The organism is Streptomyces rhizoryzae (assembly GCF_023155275.1).
GTDB lineage: Bacteria > Actinomycetota > Actinomycetes > Streptomycetales > Streptomycetaceae > Streptomyces > Streptomyces rhizoryzae.
On the sequence record NZ_JALMUV010000001.1, the window covers coordinates 375,361 to 393,802 of the forward strand.

Genomic DNA, 18,442 nt, shown 5'->3' on the forward strand with positions numbered 1-18,442 from the left:
CCCGTGAAGCGCGCACCAGGTCGTGGTTGGCCCTCCACCGTGGTCGGGATCGTCCTGCTCGCGCTGATGCTGTTTCCCGTCTACTGGATGGTGAACGCGTCCCTCCAGCCGGCGGGCAACACTCTGCAAGGGGGCTGGTTCCCCTTCCCTCCGGACCGCAGTGGATACGTCACCGCACTGCGCGATCAGGGACGCAACCTCGTCACCAGCCTCGTCGTAGCCCTCGGCAGTGTCGCCCTCAGCCTGGGGCTCGCCGCGCCGGCGGCCTACGCGCTGGCCCGGTTCCGCCTCCGCGGCACCAACCTCCTGCTCTTCGGCATCCTGATCACACAGATGGTGCCGGGCATCGTCGTGGCCAACGCCCTCTACAGCGCCTACCACGACCTGGGACTGCTGAACTCCTCCCTCGGCCTGATCCTCGCCGACTCCACCGCCGGGATCCCCTTCGCGATCATCATCCTGCGTTCCTTCATGCAGAGCATTCCCAGGGAGATCATCGAGGCGGCGCGCGTGGACGGGGCCGGCGGGCTGCGGGTGTTCCGCTCCGTGGTACTCCCGTTGAGCACGAACGCATTGATCACTGCCGGCGTCTTCACCTTCCTCTTCGCCTGGAGCGACTTCCTCTTCGCCCTCACGCTGACCACCACACAGACCGTCCGGCCGATCACCCTCGGCATCTACCAGTACCTCGGCGCCCACACGAACCAGTGGAACGCCGTCATGGCCACCGCGGTCCTGGCGTCCGTCCCGGCCGCCGTACTGCTCGTCATCGCTCAGCGCCAGGTCGCCGCCGGTGCCACCGGCGGCGCCGTCAAGTGAGGGACGTCCCGGTCCGGCACCCCCGATCTAGCGGATTCACGCGATGTTCCGTACCGGGCCGGCTGGCACGGTGTTCCGGAAGGCACACCGGGTCTTCGGCGCTCGGACTGTCCGGTCACCGGATCCGAATCGCCCGTCGATAACGATCCCAAGGGGGCCAGATGCCCGTCGTTCTCTCCACCGCCGATCTGTCCGCAGCCGACCGTAGCGAGCGCTGGCATGAAGCGGTGTCCCGGACGTTCATACCGCTCGAGGTCAATATCCTGGAGGAGACTCCGTCGCCAGGAAGAATCGTCACCCATCAATTGGGTGCCACGCAGGTGTCGAACGTCCAGGCCGGCTCTCAAGAAGTGACGCGCAGCAAGCGCCTGATAGCCCGGGACGGGAAGGAATACCTGATCCTCACGCTTCAGCGCCGAGGCAGCGCCGTCAAGGAGCAGGACGGGAGGGAGTGCCTGATAGAGCCGGGAAATTTCTCTATCTCCGATTCATCTCGCGTGTTCAGAAAGAAAGTTGAGGGCGATTTCCGCTTCACCTCCTTTCAATTCCCTCGAAAGGATCTGCGCGTGCGGGACGAGGACCTGCACGCGCTGACCGCGCGGCCGTTCTCGGGGCGCGAGGGAAGCGCCGCGCTGGTGGCTTCCTATTTCGCACGCATGGCGCGCGAAGCAGCGGGCTTCGACGACTTCGTCGGCCGTCAGTTCGTCGCCACCGGGCTCGATCTGCTGGCACTGGTCATCAACGAGCGGCGCGGCCGCTTCCGGCCCCAGGCTCCGGAAACCGCCGCGGCCATGACGGTGCGGGTCAAGGACCACATCCTGCAGAACCTCTCCGACCCGGACCTGTCCCCCACCTCGATCGCCGCCGCTCACTTCATTTCGGTGCGCTACCTGCACAAGCTGTTCCAGATGGAGGGAACCACCGTCGGGGAGTGGATCCGGACGGAGCGGCTGGAGCGGTGCCGCCGGGATCTTCTGCGGGCACCGGCTCTGGGGCTCGGGGTGGCGACCATCGCCCGACGCTGGGGGTTCGTGAGCCCCAGCCATTTCAGTCGTGTTTTCCGTGCTGCTTACGGCATAGCGCCTCGCGACTGGCAGGCCGAGGGCCTGTCCGGTGAGCGGCGCACGGCTGCGTGACGTCACCCGCGCGGCTCGTCACCGGAAACCGCCGGGGAACTCACCGGCGGGCGGGACCGAACCGGCCTGGGCCGAGGGCGCCGGGAACATGGCGCTGCGAGGAAACGAGTGGTGCGCCCAGGGGCAAAAGCAAACCATGAGCCGAACCTAGGGTGGCGCAGGGGCAGAGGAACACAAGAAAGAGGAGAAACCGTGGCATCGCCCGCAGTGGTGGATATCTCGCGATGGCAGTTCGCCATCACCGCGATCTTCCACATGAGCTTTCCCGCGCTGACCGTCGGACTCTCCCTCTTCCTGGCGGTGATGTACACGGTCCACCTCAGGACCGGAAATCCGCTGTACCTCCAGATATTCCGTTTCTGGAAGAAGATATTCGCGGTCGGGTTCGGTCTCGGTGTGGTCGCCGGTACCGTGATGACTTTCGAGTTCGGCCTCAACTGGGGAAGATACGCCCACGCGGTCGGTCCGATCCTCGGTGTCACGATCGGGATGGAGGTCATCACGGCCTTCTTCCTGGAGGCCGGGTTCATCGGAATCATGCTGTACGGCGACGGCCGCGTGCGCCCCCGGACCATGGCGTTCTCCTGCTGGATGCTCGTCGTCGGCACGCTGCTGTCCACGACGTGGATCCTGTCCGCCAACAGCTGGATGCAGGACCCCACCGGGTTCACCGAGGTCGACGGTCAGTTCCGGGCGAGCAACTGGTGGCACGTGCTGTTCAACCCGGCGTTCTCCTACCGGTACCCGCACATGCTGCTCGCGGTGCTGATCAGCGCCGCCTGGTTCATCGGCGGGATCGCCGCCTGGTACCTGGTCAAGCAGCGCGCGCTGCCCTTCGCCCGCCGAACCCTGTCCATCGCCTTGGGTGTGCTCGCCGTCCTGATGCCCGTACAGCTGTACGTGGGCGACGCGACCGCCGCGTTCATGGGCGCGCACCAGCCCGCCAAGCTGGAGGCCTTCGAAGGCAACTGGAAGACCGACAACAACGGCTACAACCTGATCGTCGTGCCCGACACGGACAAGGGCGAGAACAGATTCCAGGTCGGGATACCGCATCTGGGTGCCGTCATCGGCAAGGACCTGTCCGGAAAGGCGCATGTCCCCGGGCTCCTCCAGACGCCGAAGGACGAACGCCCCGACATGTGGGCCCCCTTCTACGGCTTCCGTGCGATGTACTTCACCGCCCTGGCGATGTTCGGTATGGCCTTCGCCGGCGTGGTGTTGCGGTGGCGCGGCAGGCTGTTCACGGCCCGGCGGTTCCACCGGCTGATGATCTGGATGGCCCCCGCCGGTGTCGTGGCCATCAGCGGCGGCTGGATCACCGCGGAGACCGGTCGGCAGCCCTGGGTCGTCCACGGCCTGATCCGCACCGGGGACGCCGTCTCCCACCTCTCCGTCGGCGCGGCGCTCGCCGGCCTCATCGGGTTCGTCGCCGTCTACGCACTGCTGCTCGGGCTGTGGATCCGTTACATCGTCCGCACGGTGCGGACCGGACCCGAGCACCTGGTGACCGACGCCGCCACCGCCGACCACCCCACGGAGATCAGCCATGCTTGATGTCGCGTCATACGCCCTGCTCCTGTTCGCTCTCGGCGCCTACGTCCTCCTCGACGGCTACGACCTCGGCATCGGCGTCCTGAGCCTGTTCGACCGCAGCGACCAGCGGCGCAAGGAGTACTCCGAACTGATCGCGACCGCCTGGGACGCCAACGAGAGCTGGCTCATCCTGGCGGGTGTCGTGCTGTGGGCGGGCCTGCCCGGTGTCTACGCCACCGTGCTGTCCGGCGTCTACCTGCCGCTCATCGTCATGCTGCTCGCCATCGTGCTGCGCGGCACGGCCATCGAGTTGCAGAGCGCCGCCCCCGGCTACCGGCGCGGCTGGGGCCTCGTCTTCGGCCTCTCGTCGCTGGTGGTCACGGTGTGCCAGGGTCTCGTGATCGGAGCCGTCCTGTCCGGACTGCCCCACCGTGGTGGGGTGTTCTCCGGGAACACCTGGGACTGGCTGACGCCCTACAGCGTACTGTGCGCCCTGGGGCTTGTGGCCGTCTACCTGCTGGCGGGCGCCGCGTGGTTGCAGGACAAGACCACGGGGACCGCCCACGGGCGAGCGGGCCGACTGGGCCGACCGCTGGTCCTGGCAGTCGCGGTGGCCGGCCTGGTCCTGGGATTCGGGCTCTCGTCGGCCGACCCGCAGCACCTCCGCTTCGACCAGCCGCTCCGCACGGCCCTGTTCGGCCTGGCGGTGGCGGTGGCCGTGGTCTGCGCGGCGATCGCCTGGTACGGCTTCGGCCGCCGGCCGGACTGGCGTCCGTTCGCCGCCGTGGCCGGTGCGGAGGCCGCGGGCCTGCTCGCGCTCGTCGCCGCCACCGCACCCGTCGTCGTGCCACCCGACCTGACCGTGCACACGGCCGCCGGCCCGCACGGGTCGCAGCTGTTCCTGCTCATCGGGGTGGGCGGGTGCATGCCGGTCGTCCTGGCCTACAACATCTACGCGTGGTGGGTCTTCCGGGGGAAGTTCGCCCAGCCACCGGCGTTGCCGGACGCGGCGGGCCCGTCGGACACCGCGGCTGCCGCCGAGCGGTCCGCGCCGGTGGCACCACCTGCGAGCGACGGTCCATGGGCGGTCGTCGTCGCCCGGCGTGTGCTCCTGACCCTCCTGGCCGTCGCGGTGGCCGCGGTCTCGCAGGACGTCTTCGGTGGCGTGGGGGTGTGGATCGACCGGGTCGGTGTCGCTCTGTTCGCCGTGACGGCGCTCGCCGTGTGGATCCGTTCCGACCACCGCTCCTCCGCCGCCGGCGCATTCGACCTCCAGGCAGCCGAACGGTGACCGTGGCCGACATCCCCGATCAACTGGCCCGGTTCGGCCGGGACGACGAAGGTCAGCGGCGGGCGGCGGAACTGCTGGCCCGGTGGGCGGCGGTCGGCGAACCCGCGTTCCGGCGAGCCGGCACCCTGCGCGGGCTGGCCGCCCTGGGCCATGTGATGTGGGCGGCGGGGCTGGGCTCGGCGGCCGAGGCCGCACTGCACTCCCCGCACGGGGGCGTGGCCCTGGCACCCGTGCTCTCGGGTGCGGCTCTGGTCGCCGCCGGCCTGGTGCTGCGCGCGGTCCTGCTGGCGGCGGCGGACCGGGTCGCCGATGACGGGGCGGCCGCCGTCCAGGCCCACCTTCGCGCCCGGCTGCTCCTGGCAGCACTTCCGTCCACCGGCACGCCCGCCGCGGAGGTGGGCGACGCCGCTCTCGGTGAGGCGCTGGACGGTGAGGTGGGCCGGCTGAGCCCGTGGCTGACGGCGTACGTCCCGGCCCGGCGGGCGATGCTGCTGGGATGCGGCATCATCCTGGCCGCCGTCCTGGTGGGCAGTTGGGCCGTCGCGCTGATGCTGGTGCTGGCCACCCCGCTGCTGCCGTTCAACCTGAAGGTGATCGGCCTGGGCACCCGCGCCGCCGTGCACGCCCAGCTCACCGCCGCCCGGAGGCTGAGCACCCATCTGCTGGACCAACTGCGCGGACTGCCCACGCTCGTCGGCCTCGGAGCCGGTGAAGAAGCGGTACGCGCCACCGAGGCGGCCGACCGCGAACTGGCCGGGCGCACCCGGACCGTCCTGCGGGTGGCGTTCCTCTCCACCGCCTGGATCGAGCTGCTCATCACCGTGGCCATGGCCGTCGTCGCCACGTACTGCGGACTCGCCCTGCTCGGCTACCTCGACCTGCCGGTGGTCCCTTCCACCATGAGCCTGGGTACGGCGCTGTTCGTCCTCGTCCTGACCCCGGCATACTTCGCCCCCGCCCGGGAGCTGGCCCGCGGCTACCACGCCCGTGCCGAAGCCTCCGCGGCGGCCGCGTTGATCGCGGATCTCCTCGACCGGGTGCCGGCCGCCCCGGTCGGCGGGCGCCCGGCCCTGGTGCCCGTGGCGCGTCGACCGGGGCTGTCCGGCCCGGCCGGTGTCACCCTGGGGAAGGTGGGCGTCCGGTACCCGGGGCGCGACCACGCGGCCCTGGATGACGTCACCCTGACCGTTCGGCCCGGTGCGATCACGGCCGTCAGCGGGCCCAGCGGCGCCGGAAAGACCACCCTGCTCTCCGTGGCGGCCGGCCTGCGCGAACCGGATCGCGGGTGGTGCCTGCACACCATCGGTTCCACCACCCGGCAAGCCTCGCCGGCCATGACGGCATGGGCCGGACAGCCCGCCTACCTCCTTCCGGGCACGCTGCGGGACAACCTGCTGCTGGCCCGGCGCGACGCCGACGACGCACAGCTGACCGCGGCGTTCTCGGCACTGGGCTTCGAGGACCTGCTGGCCGCGCTTCCCCGGGGCCTGGGGACCCGGGTCGGGGAGCGGGGGCGGGGCCTGTCGTCCGGACAGCTGCAACAACTGGTGCTGGTCCGGGCACTGCTCCGCGACACGCCGCTGCTGTGCCTGGACGAGCCCACCGCCCATCTGGACCCGGACGGTGAAGCCCGGGTCATCGCCGCGATCCGGACACTCGCGAGCACCCGCACCGTGCTGCTCACGACGCACAGCCCGGCACTGCTCGGCATCGCCGACGACATCGTGCGGCTGGACCAGGGACGGCTGTCCCGGATCAGGGAGACAAGGTGACCGCGTTCACGATGCTGTGGCGGGCGGCGGACCAACGGACGCGCCGGGGCCTGCTGTTGGCGGCAGTGCTCGCAGGGGCCGCCGAACTGTGCGCCGCCGGTCTGCTCGGAGTGTCCGGCTGGTTCCTGACCTCCTGCGCGGTGGTCACCGCACAGGCGAACACCACTTGGTCGTGGATGTACCCCTCGGGAACGGTTCGCGCGCTGGCCCTGGGCCGCACCGGACTGCGCTACGCGGAGCGTCTGGTCAGCCATGGCGCCCTGCTCGGCGCGACGGTCGCGCTGCGCTCACGGCTGGTCCGCGCCGCGACCACGGTCCCGGCACGCGAACTGCGCGACCACCGCGACGGCGCCCTGATGACCCGGCTCACCAGCGATGTCGGCGCGGTGGGCGGGACAGCCGGCCAGGTCGTCCCGCCGCTGGCCGGCATCGGCCTGACCGCTGCCGTCGTCGTCTGTCTGCTCATGGTGGCGAGTCCGCCGTCAGGTGCGGCCGAATTGCTGCTGCTGGTGCTCTCCGTGGCCACGGCGGTGACCGCCGAGCGGCGGGCCCGCGGACATCGGCAGACGGCCGCACAGGCGTGGGCCGCCGCACGCACGGCGCTGCTCAGCGCGCGCTCCGCGCTTCCGGAGCTGCGCTGCCTGGACGCGGTGGGTACGGTCCGCGATCAGGTCGCGGACGCGGTCGGCCGGGCCCGGCGCGCCGAGGCCGTGGCCGCGTCGGTGATGCGCCGGTCCCGGCTGCTGCTGCGGCTGCTGGCCGTGGCCGGTCAGACGGCGGTCCTGGTCCTGGCTCTGGCCGGTCCCGTCCTCACCCAGCCGGCTGCCGACGCCATCGGCGAAGTGTTGCTGGTCGCGGCAGCGTACGAGCTGCTGGAGACGCTCCCCCAGGTGCTCCGCGACCACGGGCTGGCCGCCGAGGCCGCCCAGCGGCTGACGGATCTGGCGGACCGCGCCTTCCTGGACGAGCTGCCGAGCACATCCGCTCCGGGGGCGCCGCTCGCGGGAACGCCGGGGGCCCTGGTGGCACGCCGGGTGCCCGTCGGTGTCGGCGACGCCCGCACCCGGTGGTCCGCGGTGATCGAGCCCGGCGGTGTCGTCATGGTCACCGGGCCCAACGGCAGCGGGAAGAGCACCCTGTTGGAGACTCTGGCGGGGCGCGTGTCCCCGGCTGCGCCCCGTTCGGTGCTGCTCGACGGCGTACCTGTCGGGTCCCTGCCCGCCCGTACGCTCGCCGACGCGCTCACCCTCGTCGAGGCGGAGGACTGGATCGCCGACGCGACCGTCGCCGAGAACCTCCGGCAGGCCGCCCCGGACGCGGACGACGACACACTTCGGGCCGCGCTGGCAGTCACGGCTTTGGAGCAGCTTCCCCTCGACATCCCGACGGGCCCGCTGGGCGGTGCGCTCTCGCAGGGGCAGCGACGCCGCCTGGTGATCGCGAGAGCGGTCCTGCGGAAACCCTCGGTCCTCCTGCTCGACGAACCGACGGCCGGCCTCGACGACCGTACGGCGGTGCGGATGCTGACGGGCGTGCGCCGTGCCCTGCCGGACAGCACCCTGGTGATCGCCCTGCCCGACCGGCACGAGGACCTGATCCCTTTCGCCGCCACCCATGTCCTGCGGCTGCGGGCCACTCCGCAGGCGGCGACCGCCACGTAGCCGGGTTCGGACCGCGAGGCACTGCCGGGGAACGCCGCCGCCCCGGGCAAGGAAGACGATGTCCTTGCCCGGGGCGGTGCTGTCGGCCAGACGCGGTGGTCCGGCCCGGTCTGCGCCCCGGCAACGCACCGTCGCCGATCAGTACATCGGCCTCATGGCCCGTACCGGTGCACGCCGCATGTACCGGGTGGTCGGTGACGGTCTCGACCCCGTCGTCGAGGCGGTCGGACTCCACGACGCGCCCTGCTCAACGGCGCGCCTGGCGCGCACGGCCACCCAGCAACGCCGTCGGCCGGCGCGACGTCCCGGTCGTCGGGCTCTCCGGCGGCACCGCCACCGAGGACTCCCCGGACGCGGCACCCGAACCCGCCGCTTCCCTGGGCCTTCCGGACCTCCGCCCGAGCGGGACGGAACGCGCCCGGCTCACGGAAACGGCGACGGCCGCAGAACCCGTCATGGTGTTCTGCGGCCGGGGCGTTCGCGGCCCTCACGCGGAGGTGGTGGCCTCCTGCCGGTGACGTTCCCTGCTCTCAGGACGGTGGCCCTGTCCAGGCCGGGTCGCCGGAGGAGAGGCGGTGAGTGGTCACCGCGGTGGCCACGAGGAGCAGCAGGACCAGGCTCAGGGTGAGCACGAGGTGGCCGTGCAGCACCAGCTGGGCTCCCGCGTAGGCGCCGAGGAACATCACCAGTACGGACAGGATCCGGCGGCCGGGCCGCGGCGTCATACCGCCGGCCGGAGCGGAGTCCGCGGCCAGCCCGGTCAGGGTCAGGGTCAGTACGGTGGTGGTGAGGTCCGGGACGCCCAGGCGCCGGGCGACGGCGTTCTGGAGTCCCATGGCGAGCCCGAGGAAGACGATCAATGTGTACCGGACGCCCGTGGTGACCTCGCCGCCGGTGGCCGCGGCGGCGGCGACGGTGACGGCGACCAGCACCGCCTGCCCGGCGGTGGCCGTCTTCAGCAGGTTTCCGCGGTGTGCCGCGAACCGGGTGCCGAGCCTGCCCCCGGCGAGCGCGCCGGCGAGGAACGACGCCAGCGAGACCAGGGAGGCGAGCACGGACAGGTTCGCGGCCCCCACCAGGGCGAACCCCAGGAACACCACGTTGCCGGTCATGTTGGCGACGAAGACGTGCCCGAGCGCCAGATAGCTCACCGCGTCGACCAGACCGGTGACCAACGTCAGCGTCAGCATCAGGGGCGGCAGCGGCCCGTGGCGGTCCTCTCGGGGCGGTACAAGTGTGCTCACCACGTCATTCAGCAGCCTGCGCATACTGCTTCCTTTCCCATGCGTCGTACGGGCGGTGCAGCAGCACGCGGGTGAGCAGTCCGCTCACCGGACCGGCCACGATGGCGGGGAGGACGATCCACAGCGGCCAGGGCGCGAGGCCCAGCGCTTGGTCGAGCGACCACCGGCCGGGCCCGGTGAGGGCCAGCGCCGCGGAGGCCGCGACGAGGACCATCGGGTATTCGTAGCCGTCGTTCTGCACCCACAGGCCCTTGGGCCGTTTGACGGTGCCCGCGACCGTCATCACGCCCATGGCGGCCATCGCGGCCAGGGGCGTGAGCAGTCCGGCGGTCAGGAACAGGCCGGCTCCGATCTGACTGGCTCCCGCGACGACCGCGGTCAGCCGGCCGCCGCGGAACCCGTCGTGGCGGAACTCCTCGGTTCCGCCCGCCAGGCCATGGCCCCCGAGCCGGAAACTCACCTTCTGCACTCCGTGGCCGGCGATGAGAAGCCCCACCACCAACCGGAGGACCAGCAGTCCAGCGTCCATCATTTCCTTGCCTGTTCCTGCCTGTTCCTGACTCAGCCGATGACTGTTTCGTGAGGGAGCGGGGGATCAGCCGGCGGCGTGTTCCCCGATGACGGCCTGCGCGTAGACCATCCCGAGGCCGTAGGCGCCGCCGTGCTCCTTGACCACGTCGCCCACGGCGGCGTACGTCTCGGCGCGGGCCCAGTCGCGCTGGAGTTCGAGGAGGACCTGCACCCAGGTGACCGGGACGGCGCCGGCCTGGACCATGCGCTGGATGGCGTGTTCGTGGGCCTGCGGGCTGACGCCACCGGATGCGTCGGTGACCACGTAGACCTCGTAGCCCTGGGCGAGGGCGGAGAGCGCGGGCAGGACGATGCAGACCTCGGTCCACAGGCCGGCGAGGACCAGCTTCCTGCGGCCGGTCGCCTTGACCGCCTCGACGAAGGCGGAGTCCTCCCAGGCGTTCATCGAGGTGCGGTCGATGATCTCCTGGCCGGGGAAGACCTCGGACAGCTGCGGCAGGATCGGGCCGGAGAAGGACTCGGCGGCCACGGTGCTCAGTACGACCGGCACGTCGAACGCCTTGGCCGCCTTCGCCAGGCCGGTGGTCGAGTTGATGATCGCAGTGCGGTCGCCGCTGCCGGTGCCGAAGAACATCTGCGGCTGGTGGTCGATGAACAGCACCGCGCAGTTGTCCGGGGTGAGCAGGTCGGGGCTGGGGGCAGCGGTGACCTCGGAGATGTTGACCATGACAGAGCCTTTCGGTGTGTGGTGAGCGCGGACGGGTGTCCGCTGCCGGGCGCAACCGCACCGCGGGCGGCGCGGGTTGGGTCGGTGTCCCGGGAGGGGCGGCTCGTGGCCGGGCTCCTCCCGGGAGGTCAGAGGGAGAAGCAGGGGTCGAAGAACGTGCGCGCGCTCTCCGGGGCCAGGTCACGTCGGGCGCGCCACTGGCGGTGCTGCTCCGACTCGGCGACGGCCTGGCGGAGCAGTTCGGCCTGACGGGCGCCCGACAGACCCGCACGGGGCGTGGCCTGGTAGCCGCCGAAGTGCGCCACCGGGCTCCAGCCGGGGCTGACCGGGGGCAGCTCCTCGTCCAGCCCCTCGTACTCGCCGGCGGCGTAGACGATCCGGCCGCCGACGACGGTCAGCAGGGACTCGATGTGCGCGATGTCCGGCTCGGGCACGGTGAAGTAGTCCTCGGACAGGACTGTCAGGTCACCGAGGAACCCCGGGCGCAGGATGCCCTTGACGCCTTCCTCCCCGGTCAGCGCGGCTCCTGCCTCGGTGAACATGGCCAGCGCGGTCCGGCGGTCGACCCGGTTGTGCGGCGGGCGGATGACCAGGTCACCCACGGTGCGGCCGGTGATGAGCCAGTGCAGGGCGACCCACGGGTTGTAGGTGGAGACCCGGGTCGCGTCGGTACCGCCCCCGACGGTCAGGCCGCGCTCCAGCATGGCCCGGATCGGCGGGGCGTCCGCGGCGGCACCGGGACCGTAGCGGCTCACGAACGCCTCGCCCTGGAAGGACAACCGGTTCTGCACGGACATGGCGCCGCCCAGGGCGGCGATGCGGTCGAGACTGTCCGCGGAGACGGTCTCCGCATGGTCGAACAGCCACCGGTTGCCGGCGGGGAACAGCCCCTCCGCGGCGAGCTTCTCGAACACCGACAGGTCCCGGCGGATGGTTTCGTCATAGGTGGCGTGCAGCCGGAATCCCCAGCCGTTCTCCATGAGCAGACGTACGGCCTTCTCGAATTCCGCTTCGTAGTCGGCGAGCTGCGGCCGCGGCTCGCGGAAGTTCTCGAAATCCGCCGCGGCCCACGTCAGGTTCTCGCCCGCACCGTTGAGGCGCAGCCATTCGTCGCCGTCCTCGGGGCGGGCCATTTCGATCCAGCGGGTGAGGTCGTCGATTTCCTGACCGGCGGTCTGCGGAAAGAGGTGATAGGCGATGCGCAGCGACAGCTGACCGGCCTTCGCCAGTTCGACGACCGTGCTGTAGTTGTCGGGGAAGTTCTGGAATCCTCCGGCCGCGTCGATCGCCGACGTGAGGCCGAACCTGTTCAGTTCCCGAAGGAAGTGACGGGTGGAGGTCTTCTTGTCCTCTCCTTCCAGCACCGGCGCCTTGGCCAGGGTCGAGTAGAGGATGAGGGCGCTGGGGGCGGCCAGCAGCATGCCCGTGGGCTCGCCGTCCCGGCCCCGTACGATCTGGCCGCCCTTGGGGTCGGGGGTGTCCCGGGTGAATCCGGCGGCCTTGAGAGCCGCCCGGTTGAGCACCGCGGCCTGGTAGAGGTGCAGGACGAACACCGGGGTGTCCGGCGCGGCGGCGTTCAGTTCGGCAACGGTCGGCAGCCGCCGTTCGGCGAACTGCTCGGCCGACCAGCCGCCCACCACCCGCACCCACTGGCCCTTGGGCGTGCGGGCGGCCTGCTCACGCAGCATCGCCAGGCCCTGGCGCAGGGTGGGGACACCGTCCCAGCGCAGCTCCAGTACGTAGTTGAGCCCGCCTCTGATGACGTGCAGATGCGCGTCGTTGAGGCCGGGAACCATCCGGCGGCCGAGGGCGTCGACCACCTTCGTGTCCGGGCCGATGTGGGGGGCGACGTCGTTGTCGTCGCCGACGGCCGTGATGACACCGGCGCGCATGGCGATCGCCTCGGCCTGCGGGCGGACCGGGTCCGAGGTGTGGATCCTCGCGTTGCGGACGACCAGGTCCGCGGCGTTGTCGGTGGCGCGGGGAGAAAGCCCACCGACCGGCATCGTGGACACCTTGCGACAACCTCCTGCGGAATGAACGGCGTCGCTCGCATGGGCATCGATGACCCTGTGCCTGGACAGCCGTGTGCGTAAAAGAATCGAGGGCTGAAGACCCGCTGGCGAAAAAACCGAGGAGCGCGCGATTACTGCGCGGACGCTGAACCGGCCAGCATTCCGTGCGTGATATCCGTGCGATACACGATCCGTTCCCGGTGCCCCTCGACTGCTGCGCCGCCAGGCTATTCCGGAGCAGTGCGTCCGTGTTTCCCGGCAGTGCACCGGAAGCGTTCCGACAGTGCACCAAGCCCGACGCGGGGTCCCGCCGTGGGGCCCGGTCGCCGGCGGGACACCGTCACCACCGTGACCAGGGCCGCCATGAGCACACCGGTGAGCAGCGCGGGCGCCGGTGACCAGGCGGCCGCCAGGGCGCCGACCGCGGCAACGGGGAACGGAATCCGTTCGGCCAGGCTTCTTTGGTGCGGCCGCAGGTGCACGACCCAGACCGTGACCAGGAAGACGGCCGCCGGAACGGTGACCGCGGCACCGGCGGCGGTCGGTGAGGCTGCTGTGTGACGCGTGAGGTGATCGGCGTACGCGGCCAGGCCGGCGCCCTCCGCGGTCGCCGAGGCGAAGATGAGGTAGTGGCCGTAGGCCCAGGGGAATCGCCGCCGGTGGGCCTGGTGCGTCGTGGCGAGCAGCGTGTGCGCGGGGCGGGCGAAGTACAGCCACCACATCGCGAACGCCAGGAGCAGGCCGCCGGCCGCCAGCGCGTACAGCGAACCGGTGCCGTGCTGCCGGTCGAAGGCACTGCGGACCGCGACGGTGGCGGCTGCGACGGATTCGCCGAGGACGATGAGGGTGAACAGTTCGTAGCGCTCGGCGATGTGGTGCGGATGCCAGGGCGTCATCCCGGCTGACTGCGCCCACACCGGCACGGACACCTCGGCCACGATCATCACCACGATGCCCGCCAGCCGCACCGGGTCCGGGGCGAGGAGCAGCCCCACCCAGCCGAGCTGACAGGCCATCACCCCGGCGGCGAAGCGCAGCGTGGTCCGTCGCCGGGCGGGATCGGACAGCGCGGCACGCAGCCACAGCCCGGCGAGCGCTGTCCGCAGTACGACGTACCCGAGCGTGATGATCAGCAGATCCCCGTCCTCGAACGCGCGGCGCACGCCGGCGGCGAGGATCAGCGATCCGGTGATCTGCACCAGCACCGTCAGCCGGTACGGGACGTCGTCCGGGTCGTAGGCGGAGGCGAACCAGGTGAAGTTCATCCACGCCCACCAGATGGTGAAGAAGACCAGCGCGAAGCGCAGCGCGCCGCCGAGGTGGTCGCCCTCCGTCAGCGCCCCGTGCAGACTCGCGGATGCCTGCGCCACCGCGACGACGAAGCACAGGTCGGAGAAGAGTTCCAGCGAAGTGGCGGTCCGGTGGGGCTCGTCGGGGCTGCGGCCCACCATGGTGCGCCACCGCCCGGCACCCGGGTCGTCCGCCTGCACGGTCGGGGTGCCGTTCAGCGGAGTTCTCCCAGAGCCGCCCCGACCGTCCGGTGGAAGGTGGGATAGGTGTAGATCATGTGCTGAAGCCGGTCGACGGGTATCTCCGCATGGACGGCCACGTTCAGCCCGTACAGCACTTCGCCGCCCGTCGGCCCCGCCGACGTCGCACCGATCAGCACCCCCCGGTCGGCGTCCTCGACGAGCTTGATGAACCCCTCGTTGCCGGGCCCGTGAATCCAGCCACGCGTGGACGAGGCGACCCTCACCACACTGGTGCGCACGCGCAGCCCCTGCTCCCGCGCCTGACGCTCCGTCAGGCCGACCGCCCCGATCTCCGGATCGGTGAACGTGACGCGAGGCAGCGCCCGGTAGTCGGCGGCGGGCCCGGGCCGCCCGAGGATGTCCCGGACGGCGATCTCGGCCTGGTACATCGACACATGGGTGAAGGCGCCCCGGCCGGTGATGTCGCCGACCGCCCACAGTCCCTCTCCGGCCCGCATGTGCCCCTCCACGGGAACGGCTCCCGCTGCCGGATCGAGCCCCACCGTGTCGACCGCCAGCGGAGTCAGGTCGGCCTCGCGTCCGGTGGCGACCAGGAGCCGTTCCGCTCTCAGCAGTTGTTCTTCGCCCTCAAGACGGACGGTGAACTCGCGGCCGTCATGGCTGACCTGCCGCGCCCGGGTGCCCGTGAGGACGGTGGCACCGTCCGCGCGCAGCACCTGAGCGGCCAGCTCACCTGCTTCCGGCTCCTCCTGCGACAGCAGCCGGTGCTGCCCCTCGACCACGGTGACCGCACTTTTGAAGCGGGCGAAGACCTGGGCGAGTTCGACGCCGATGGCGCCCCCGCCGAGCACCACCATGGACGCCGGCAGCTCCTCGGCGGCCATGGCGTCCCGGTTGGTCCAGTACGGCGTTCCCGCCAGACCCGGCACCGGGGGGATCCGGGGCCGGGTGCCGGTGGCGAGTACGACACCGCGCCGGGCCTCGAAGGTGCGGTCACCGACCGTCACACGATGCGGCCCGGCCAGGCGCCCCGTCCCCCGGACGAGCCGACCGCCCTTCGCCGTGAAGCGGTCCGCGGCCACCCGGTCGTTCCAGCCGTCCGTGGCCTCGTCACGGATCCGTCCGGCGACCCTGGCCCAGTCCGGAGTCACGACCGCTTCACCGGCGAGGGCGGACACCCGGCCCGCCTCGACCAGCAGGCTCCCGGCCCGGACCATCATTTTGCTGGGCACGCACGCCCAGTACGGACACTCGCCTCCGACGAGTTCCGCCTCGACTCCCACCACGTCCAGCCCCGCCTCGGCCAGCGTCCCGGCGACGTGCTCGCCGCCCGGCCCCAGCCCGACGACCACCACATCCGTCTGCTCGTTCACGCTCATGCCTCTCCTCGTTCCGCCGGCTCTCCGGGCTGGACTCTCCCCACCGACGCTAGAGCGGCCGGCGGACGGCCCGAGTCCGCCGGCGCACGGAGGCTTGCCCAGGAGCGAACACCGGGGTCACGGACCGGTGCGGTGCGGTGGCGGACGCCACCGCATGCGCTGTGAGTCAAGGCACCCCCCGACCGGGCACCTAGCGTCACCGGGGTACGCACAGCACGGAACCGCAGGAGGCGGATCATGACCACCAACGTGCCCTCCCCGCACGGCAGTCAGCCCTGGCTGCACCAGAAGGGCGAGGTGATCCAGGAGTTCGGGACCGTCAAGCAGTTCCCGGTCGCCCTGTCCTACGACGCTCGGATGTACTCCTGCCAGCGCCTGAACAAGGTCCTCGCGGACACGCAGTTCCTCTACGGCCTCTACAAGAAGCATCACTGGCTGATGCGCGGCGCGACCTTCTACCAACTGCACCTGGTCCTGGACAAGCACGCGGGCGAACAGCTCGACATCATCGACACCCTCGCCGAACGCGTCCAGTCCCTGGGCGGCGTCGCGGTGGGAGACCCGCGGCACGCCGCCGAGATCACGTCGATCCGGCGGCCCCCGGACGGGGTGGAGGAGGTGCCGGCCATGCTGTCCCGGCTGGTGGAGGCACACGAGACGATCCTCATCGACGCGCACGACGCCGCCGCGCGGACCGCCGAGTACGGTGACGACGGCACCATCGACCTGCTGGTCTCCCAGGTGATCCGGACCGGCGAACGGCAGGCGTGGTTCCTGGCCGAGCATCTGGTCGACACACCGCTGGTTCGCGCCTGAGGAAGGCCGCCTGACGGAGCGCGGTGAACCTGGCCGCAGCGGCGGCCGACCGCCGGCAGCAGCGCAGACTCACGCCCCGGTCGCTCTCCCGTGAGGACCTGGTGCTGCCGGCGGCGGCCGCCGTGCCGCCGCCGGCCCCGTCATGAATCAACCCCACACCCGCTACACGGAGGAACCTTGCAGTTCGGGATCTTCAGCGTCGGCGACGTCACTCCGGACCCCACCACGGGCCGGACACCGACCGAGCGCGAGCGCATCAAGGCCATGGTCGCCATCGCTCTGAAGGCCGAGGAGGCCGGCCTGGACGTCTTCGCGACCGGTGAGCACCACAACCCGCCGTTCGTACCGTCGTCGCCGACCACGATGCTCGGGTACATCGCCGCGAAGACGGAGAAGCTCACCCTCTCCACCTCGACCACTCTGATCACCACCAACGACCCGGTGAAGATCGCCGAGGACTTCGCGATGCTCCAGCACCTGGCGGACGGCCGGGTGGACCTGATGATGGGCCGCGGCAACACGGGCCCGGTGTATCCCTGGTTCGGCCAGGACATCCGGGAGGGCATCAACCTCGCTCTCGAGCACTACGCCCTGCTCCACCGCCTGTGGCGGGAGGACGTCATCGACTGGGAGGGTACGTTCCGCACCCCGCTTCAGGGCTTCACCTCCACCCCGCGCCCGCTGGACGGCGTAGCGCCGTTCGTCTGGCACGGCTCCATCCGCTCGCCGGAGATAGCCGAGCTGGCCGCCTACTTCGGCGACGGTTTCTTCCACAACAACATTTTCTGGCCGGCCGACCACACGAAGCAGATGGTCGAGCTGTACCGGACCCGGTTCGCCCACCACGGGCACGGCACTCCCGAGCAGGCGATCGTCGGCCTGGGCGGCCAGGTCTTCATGCGGAGGAACTCGCAGGAGGCGGTACGGGAGTTCCGGCCGTACTTCGACAACGCGCCGGTCTACGGCCACGGGCCGTCCCTGGAGGACTTCACCGACCAGACCCCGCTGACGGTCGGCTCCCCGCAGCAGGTGATCGAGAAGACGCTCTCCTTCCGCGACTACGCGGGCGACTATCAGCGCCAGCTGTTCCTCATGGACCACGCGGGGCTGCCGCTGAAGACCGTGCTGGAGCAGATCGACCTGCTGGGAGAGGAGGTCGTACCCGTGCTGCGCAAGGAGTTCGCCATCGGCCGCCCGGCGGACGTACCTGAGGCGCCGACCCATGAATCGCTCCTCGCTTCCGCTCAGGAAACCACTCCGGAAGGGGTAGCCACCGCATGAAGCTCGTCGCCGTATCCGCAGGTCTGAGCACCCCCTCGTCCACCCGCCTCCTGGCGGACCGGCTCGCCGACGCGGTCCGCGACGAACTCGCCGGCCAAGGCCACACGGCGGAAGTGGAGGTCATCGAGTTGCGTGCGCTGGCGGTCGCCATCGCCAACAACCTCGTCACCGGGTTTCCCCCACCGCAGCTGGCCGGCGCGATCGAAGCGGTGACGAGCGCCGACGGCCTGGTCACCGTGACACCGGTGTTCAGCGCTTCGTACAGCGGGCTGTTCAAGTCCTTCTTCGATCTGATCGACCCGGGCGCACTCACGGGAAAGCCGGTCCTGATCGGAGCGACGGGAGGCACTCCCCGCCACTCCCTCGTCCTGGATCACGCACTGCGCCCCCTCTTCACCTACCTGCGGACCGCGGTCCTTTCGACCGGCGTCTACGCGGCGTCGGAGGACTGGGGATCCGGCAGCGACGCGCACACGGACGGCCTGCCCGCCCGCATACGCCGGGCAGGCCGGGAGATGGCCTCGATCCTGGCCGACAGAGCAGCGCGTCCCGCACCGAAGGACGACCCGACCTCGTCCAGGAAGAAACTCTCCGATCTGCGCTTCGACTGAGCAGGTCGCGTCCCCGTTCGTCAGGGGCGCCCGAGGGCTCCAGGGCTCTCCTTGGCGCCCTCGGCCTCGTGAAACGCGGTCGGCCGACCAGAAACCTGCCTCGACCTGGCACTTGGGTCCTTTCCGACAC

General features: G+C 70.9%; 16 protein-coding genes. 10 read left to right on the top strand and 6 right to left on the bottom strand.

Features of this window, described 5'->3' with window-relative positions:
* The first annotated feature begins 3 nt into the window (after nucleotides 1-3).
* From MUU72_RS01720 to MUU72_RS35545, 6 genes are all read left to right on the top strand, one after another.
* The gene (locus tag MUU72_RS01720) at nucleotides 4-819 is read left to right on the top strand and encodes a carbohydrate ABC transporter permease (RefSeq protein WP_248011256.1); all 816 of its coding nucleotides are present in this window, start codon (nucleotides 4-6) and stop codon (nucleotides 817-819) included.
* 161 nt (nucleotides 820-980) lie between these two features.
* Nucleotides 981-1,955: a helix-turn-helix domain-containing protein gene (locus tag MUU72_RS01725; RefSeq protein ID WP_248011257.1), complete on the top strand. Its 975-nt coding sequence runs from the start codon at nucleotides 981-983 to the stop codon at nucleotides 1,953-1,955.
* Nucleotides 1,956-2,147: 192 nt separating this feature from the next.
* Entirely contained in the window at nucleotides 2,148-3,512 is a 1,365-nt protein-coding gene (locus MUU72_RS01730) for a cytochrome ubiquinol oxidase subunit I (protein WP_248011258.1), read from the top strand.
* Nucleotides 3,505-4,782, top strand: a complete 1,278-nt coding sequence (locus MUU72_RS01735) for a cytochrome d ubiquinol oxidase subunit II (RefSeq protein ID WP_248011259.1) — start codon at nucleotides 3,505-3,507, stop codon at nucleotides 4,780-4,782. Before MUU72_RS01730 ends, MUU72_RS01735 begins: the two co-directional genes overlap by 8 nt.
* Nucleotides 4,779-6,554 (top strand): ABC transporter ATP-binding protein/permease, encoded by a 1,776-nt coding sequence (locus MUU72_RS35140; RefSeq protein WP_308403764.1) that lies wholly within the window; start codon nucleotides 4,779-4,781, stop codon nucleotides 6,552-6,554. The genes MUU72_RS01735 and MUU72_RS35140 overlap by 4 nt, the downstream gene beginning before the upstream one ends.
* Nucleotides 6,551-8,215 carry an ATP-binding cassette domain-containing protein gene (locus tag MUU72_RS35545; protein WP_248011260.1) on the top strand — a complete coding sequence of 555 codons (1,665 nt, stop codon included), beginning with the start codon at nucleotides 6,551-6,553 and terminating at the stop codon, nucleotides 8,213-8,215. Before MUU72_RS35140 ends, MUU72_RS35545 begins: the two co-directional genes overlap by 4 nt.
* A gap of 530 nt (nucleotides 8,216-8,745) precedes the next feature.
* Here MUU72_RS35545 and MUU72_RS01755 read toward each other — a convergent pair.
* The 6 genes from MUU72_RS01755 to MUU72_RS01780 form a co-directional block, all read right to left on the bottom strand.
* Nucleotides 8,746-9,483 (bottom strand): YoaK family protein, encoded by a 738-nt coding sequence (locus MUU72_RS01755; RefSeq protein ID WP_248011261.1) that lies wholly within the window; start codon nucleotides 9,481-9,483, stop codon nucleotides 8,746-8,748.
* Nucleotides 9,464-9,988: a DoxX family protein gene (locus MUU72_RS01760; protein ID WP_248011294.1), complete on the bottom strand. Its 525-nt coding sequence runs from the start codon at nucleotides 9,986-9,988 to the stop codon at nucleotides 9,464-9,466. Before MUU72_RS01760 ends, MUU72_RS01755 begins: the two co-directional genes overlap by 20 nt.
* Nucleotides 9,989-10,054: 66 nt before the next feature.
* A complete protein-coding gene (locus MUU72_RS01765) occupies nucleotides 10,055-10,717 on the bottom strand; it encodes a hydrolase (RefSeq protein ID WP_248011262.1) in 663 nt (220 codons plus the stop codon).
* A 128-nt stretch (nucleotides 10,718-10,845) separates the two neighbouring features.
* A complete protein-coding gene (locus MUU72_RS01770) occupies nucleotides 10,846-12,723 on the bottom strand; it encodes an amidohydrolase (RefSeq protein ID WP_248011263.1) in 1,878 nt (625 codons plus the stop codon).
* A 236-nt stretch (nucleotides 12,724-12,959) separates the two neighbouring features.
* On the bottom strand, nucleotides 12,960-14,183 hold the full coding sequence (locus tag MUU72_RS01775; protein ID WP_248011264.1) for a low temperature requirement protein A: 1,224 nt from the start codon (nucleotides 14,181-14,183) through the stop codon (nucleotides 12,960-12,962).
* A 53-nt stretch (nucleotides 14,184-14,236) separates the two neighbouring features.
* Nucleotides 14,237-15,598, bottom strand: a complete 1,362-nt coding sequence (locus tag MUU72_RS01780; protein WP_248011265.1) for a dihydrolipoyl dehydrogenase family protein — start codon at nucleotides 15,596-15,598, stop codon at nucleotides 14,237-14,239.
* A 243-nt stretch (nucleotides 15,599-15,841) separates the two neighbouring features.
* Here MUU72_RS01780 and MUU72_RS01785 point away from each other — a divergent pair, with 243 nt between their 5' ends.
* From MUU72_RS01785 to MUU72_RS01795, 4 genes are read left to right on the top strand one after another with little or no spacing between them, the layout of a single operon-like run.
* Nucleotides 15,842-16,420 (top strand): Dps family protein, encoded by a 579-nt coding sequence (locus MUU72_RS01785; RefSeq protein ID WP_248011266.1) that lies wholly within the window; start codon nucleotides 15,842-15,844, stop codon nucleotides 16,418-16,420.
* A gap of 23 nt (nucleotides 16,421-16,443) precedes the next feature.
* Nucleotides 16,444-16,566: a hypothetical protein gene (locus MUU72_RS35150; protein WP_282503482.1), complete on the top strand. Its 123-nt coding sequence runs from the start codon at nucleotides 16,444-16,446 to the stop codon at nucleotides 16,564-16,566.
* Nucleotides 16,567-16,597: 31 nt separating this feature from the next.
* Nucleotides 16,598-17,701 (top strand): LLM class flavin-dependent oxidoreductase, encoded by a 1,104-nt coding sequence (locus MUU72_RS01790; protein WP_248011267.1) that lies wholly within the window; start codon nucleotides 16,598-16,600, stop codon nucleotides 17,699-17,701.
* Nucleotides 17,698-18,312, top strand: coding sequence for an FMN reductase (locus tag MUU72_RS01795; protein WP_248011268.1), 615 nt, complete (start codon nucleotides 17,698-17,700; stop codon nucleotides 18,310-18,312). Before MUU72_RS01790 ends, MUU72_RS01795 begins: the two co-directional genes overlap by 4 nt.
* Nucleotides 18,313-18,442 lie beyond the last annotated feature (130 nt).

What these genes read in the sequence shown, in the direction of transcription:
- MUU72_RS01725 (WP_248011257.1), top strand. Translation starts at nt 981, where the DNA reads ATGCCCGTCGTTCTCTCCACCGCCGATCTGTCCGCAGCCGACCGTAGC.
- MUU72_RS01735 (WP_248011259.1), top strand. Translation starts at nt 3,505, where the DNA reads ATGCTTGATGTCGCGTCATACGCCCTGCTCCTGTTCGCTCTCGGCGCC.
- MUU72_RS01755 (WP_248011261.1), bottom strand. Translation starts at nt 9,483, where the DNA reads ATGCGCAGGCTGCTGAATGACGTGGTGAGCACACTTGTACCGCCCCGA.
- MUU72_RS01760 (WP_248011294.1), bottom strand. Translation starts at nt 9,988, where the DNA reads ATGGACGCTGGACTGCTGGTCCTCCGGTTGGTGGTGGGGCTTCTCATC.
- MUU72_RS01765 (WP_248011262.1), bottom strand. Translation starts at nt 10,717, where the DNA reads ATGGTCAACATCTCCGAGGTCACCGCTGCCCCCAGCCCCGACCTGCTC.
- MUU72_RS01770 (WP_248011263.1), bottom strand. Translation starts at nt 12,723, where the DNA reads ATGCCGGTCGGTGGGCTTTCTCCCCGCGCCACCGACAACGCCGCGGAC.
- MUU72_RS01775 (WP_248011264.1), bottom strand. Translation starts at nt 14,183, where the DNA reads ATGGTGGGCCGCAGCCCCGACGAGCCCCACCGGACCGCCACTTCGCTG.
- MUU72_RS01785 (WP_248011266.1), top strand. Translation starts at nt 15,842, where the DNA reads ATGACCACCAACGTGCCCTCCCCGCACGGCAGTCAGCCCTGGCTGCAC.
- MUU72_RS01795 (WP_248011268.1), top strand. Translation starts at nt 17,698, where the DNA reads ATGAAGCTCGTCGCCGTATCCGCAGGTCTGAGCACCCCCTCGTCCACC.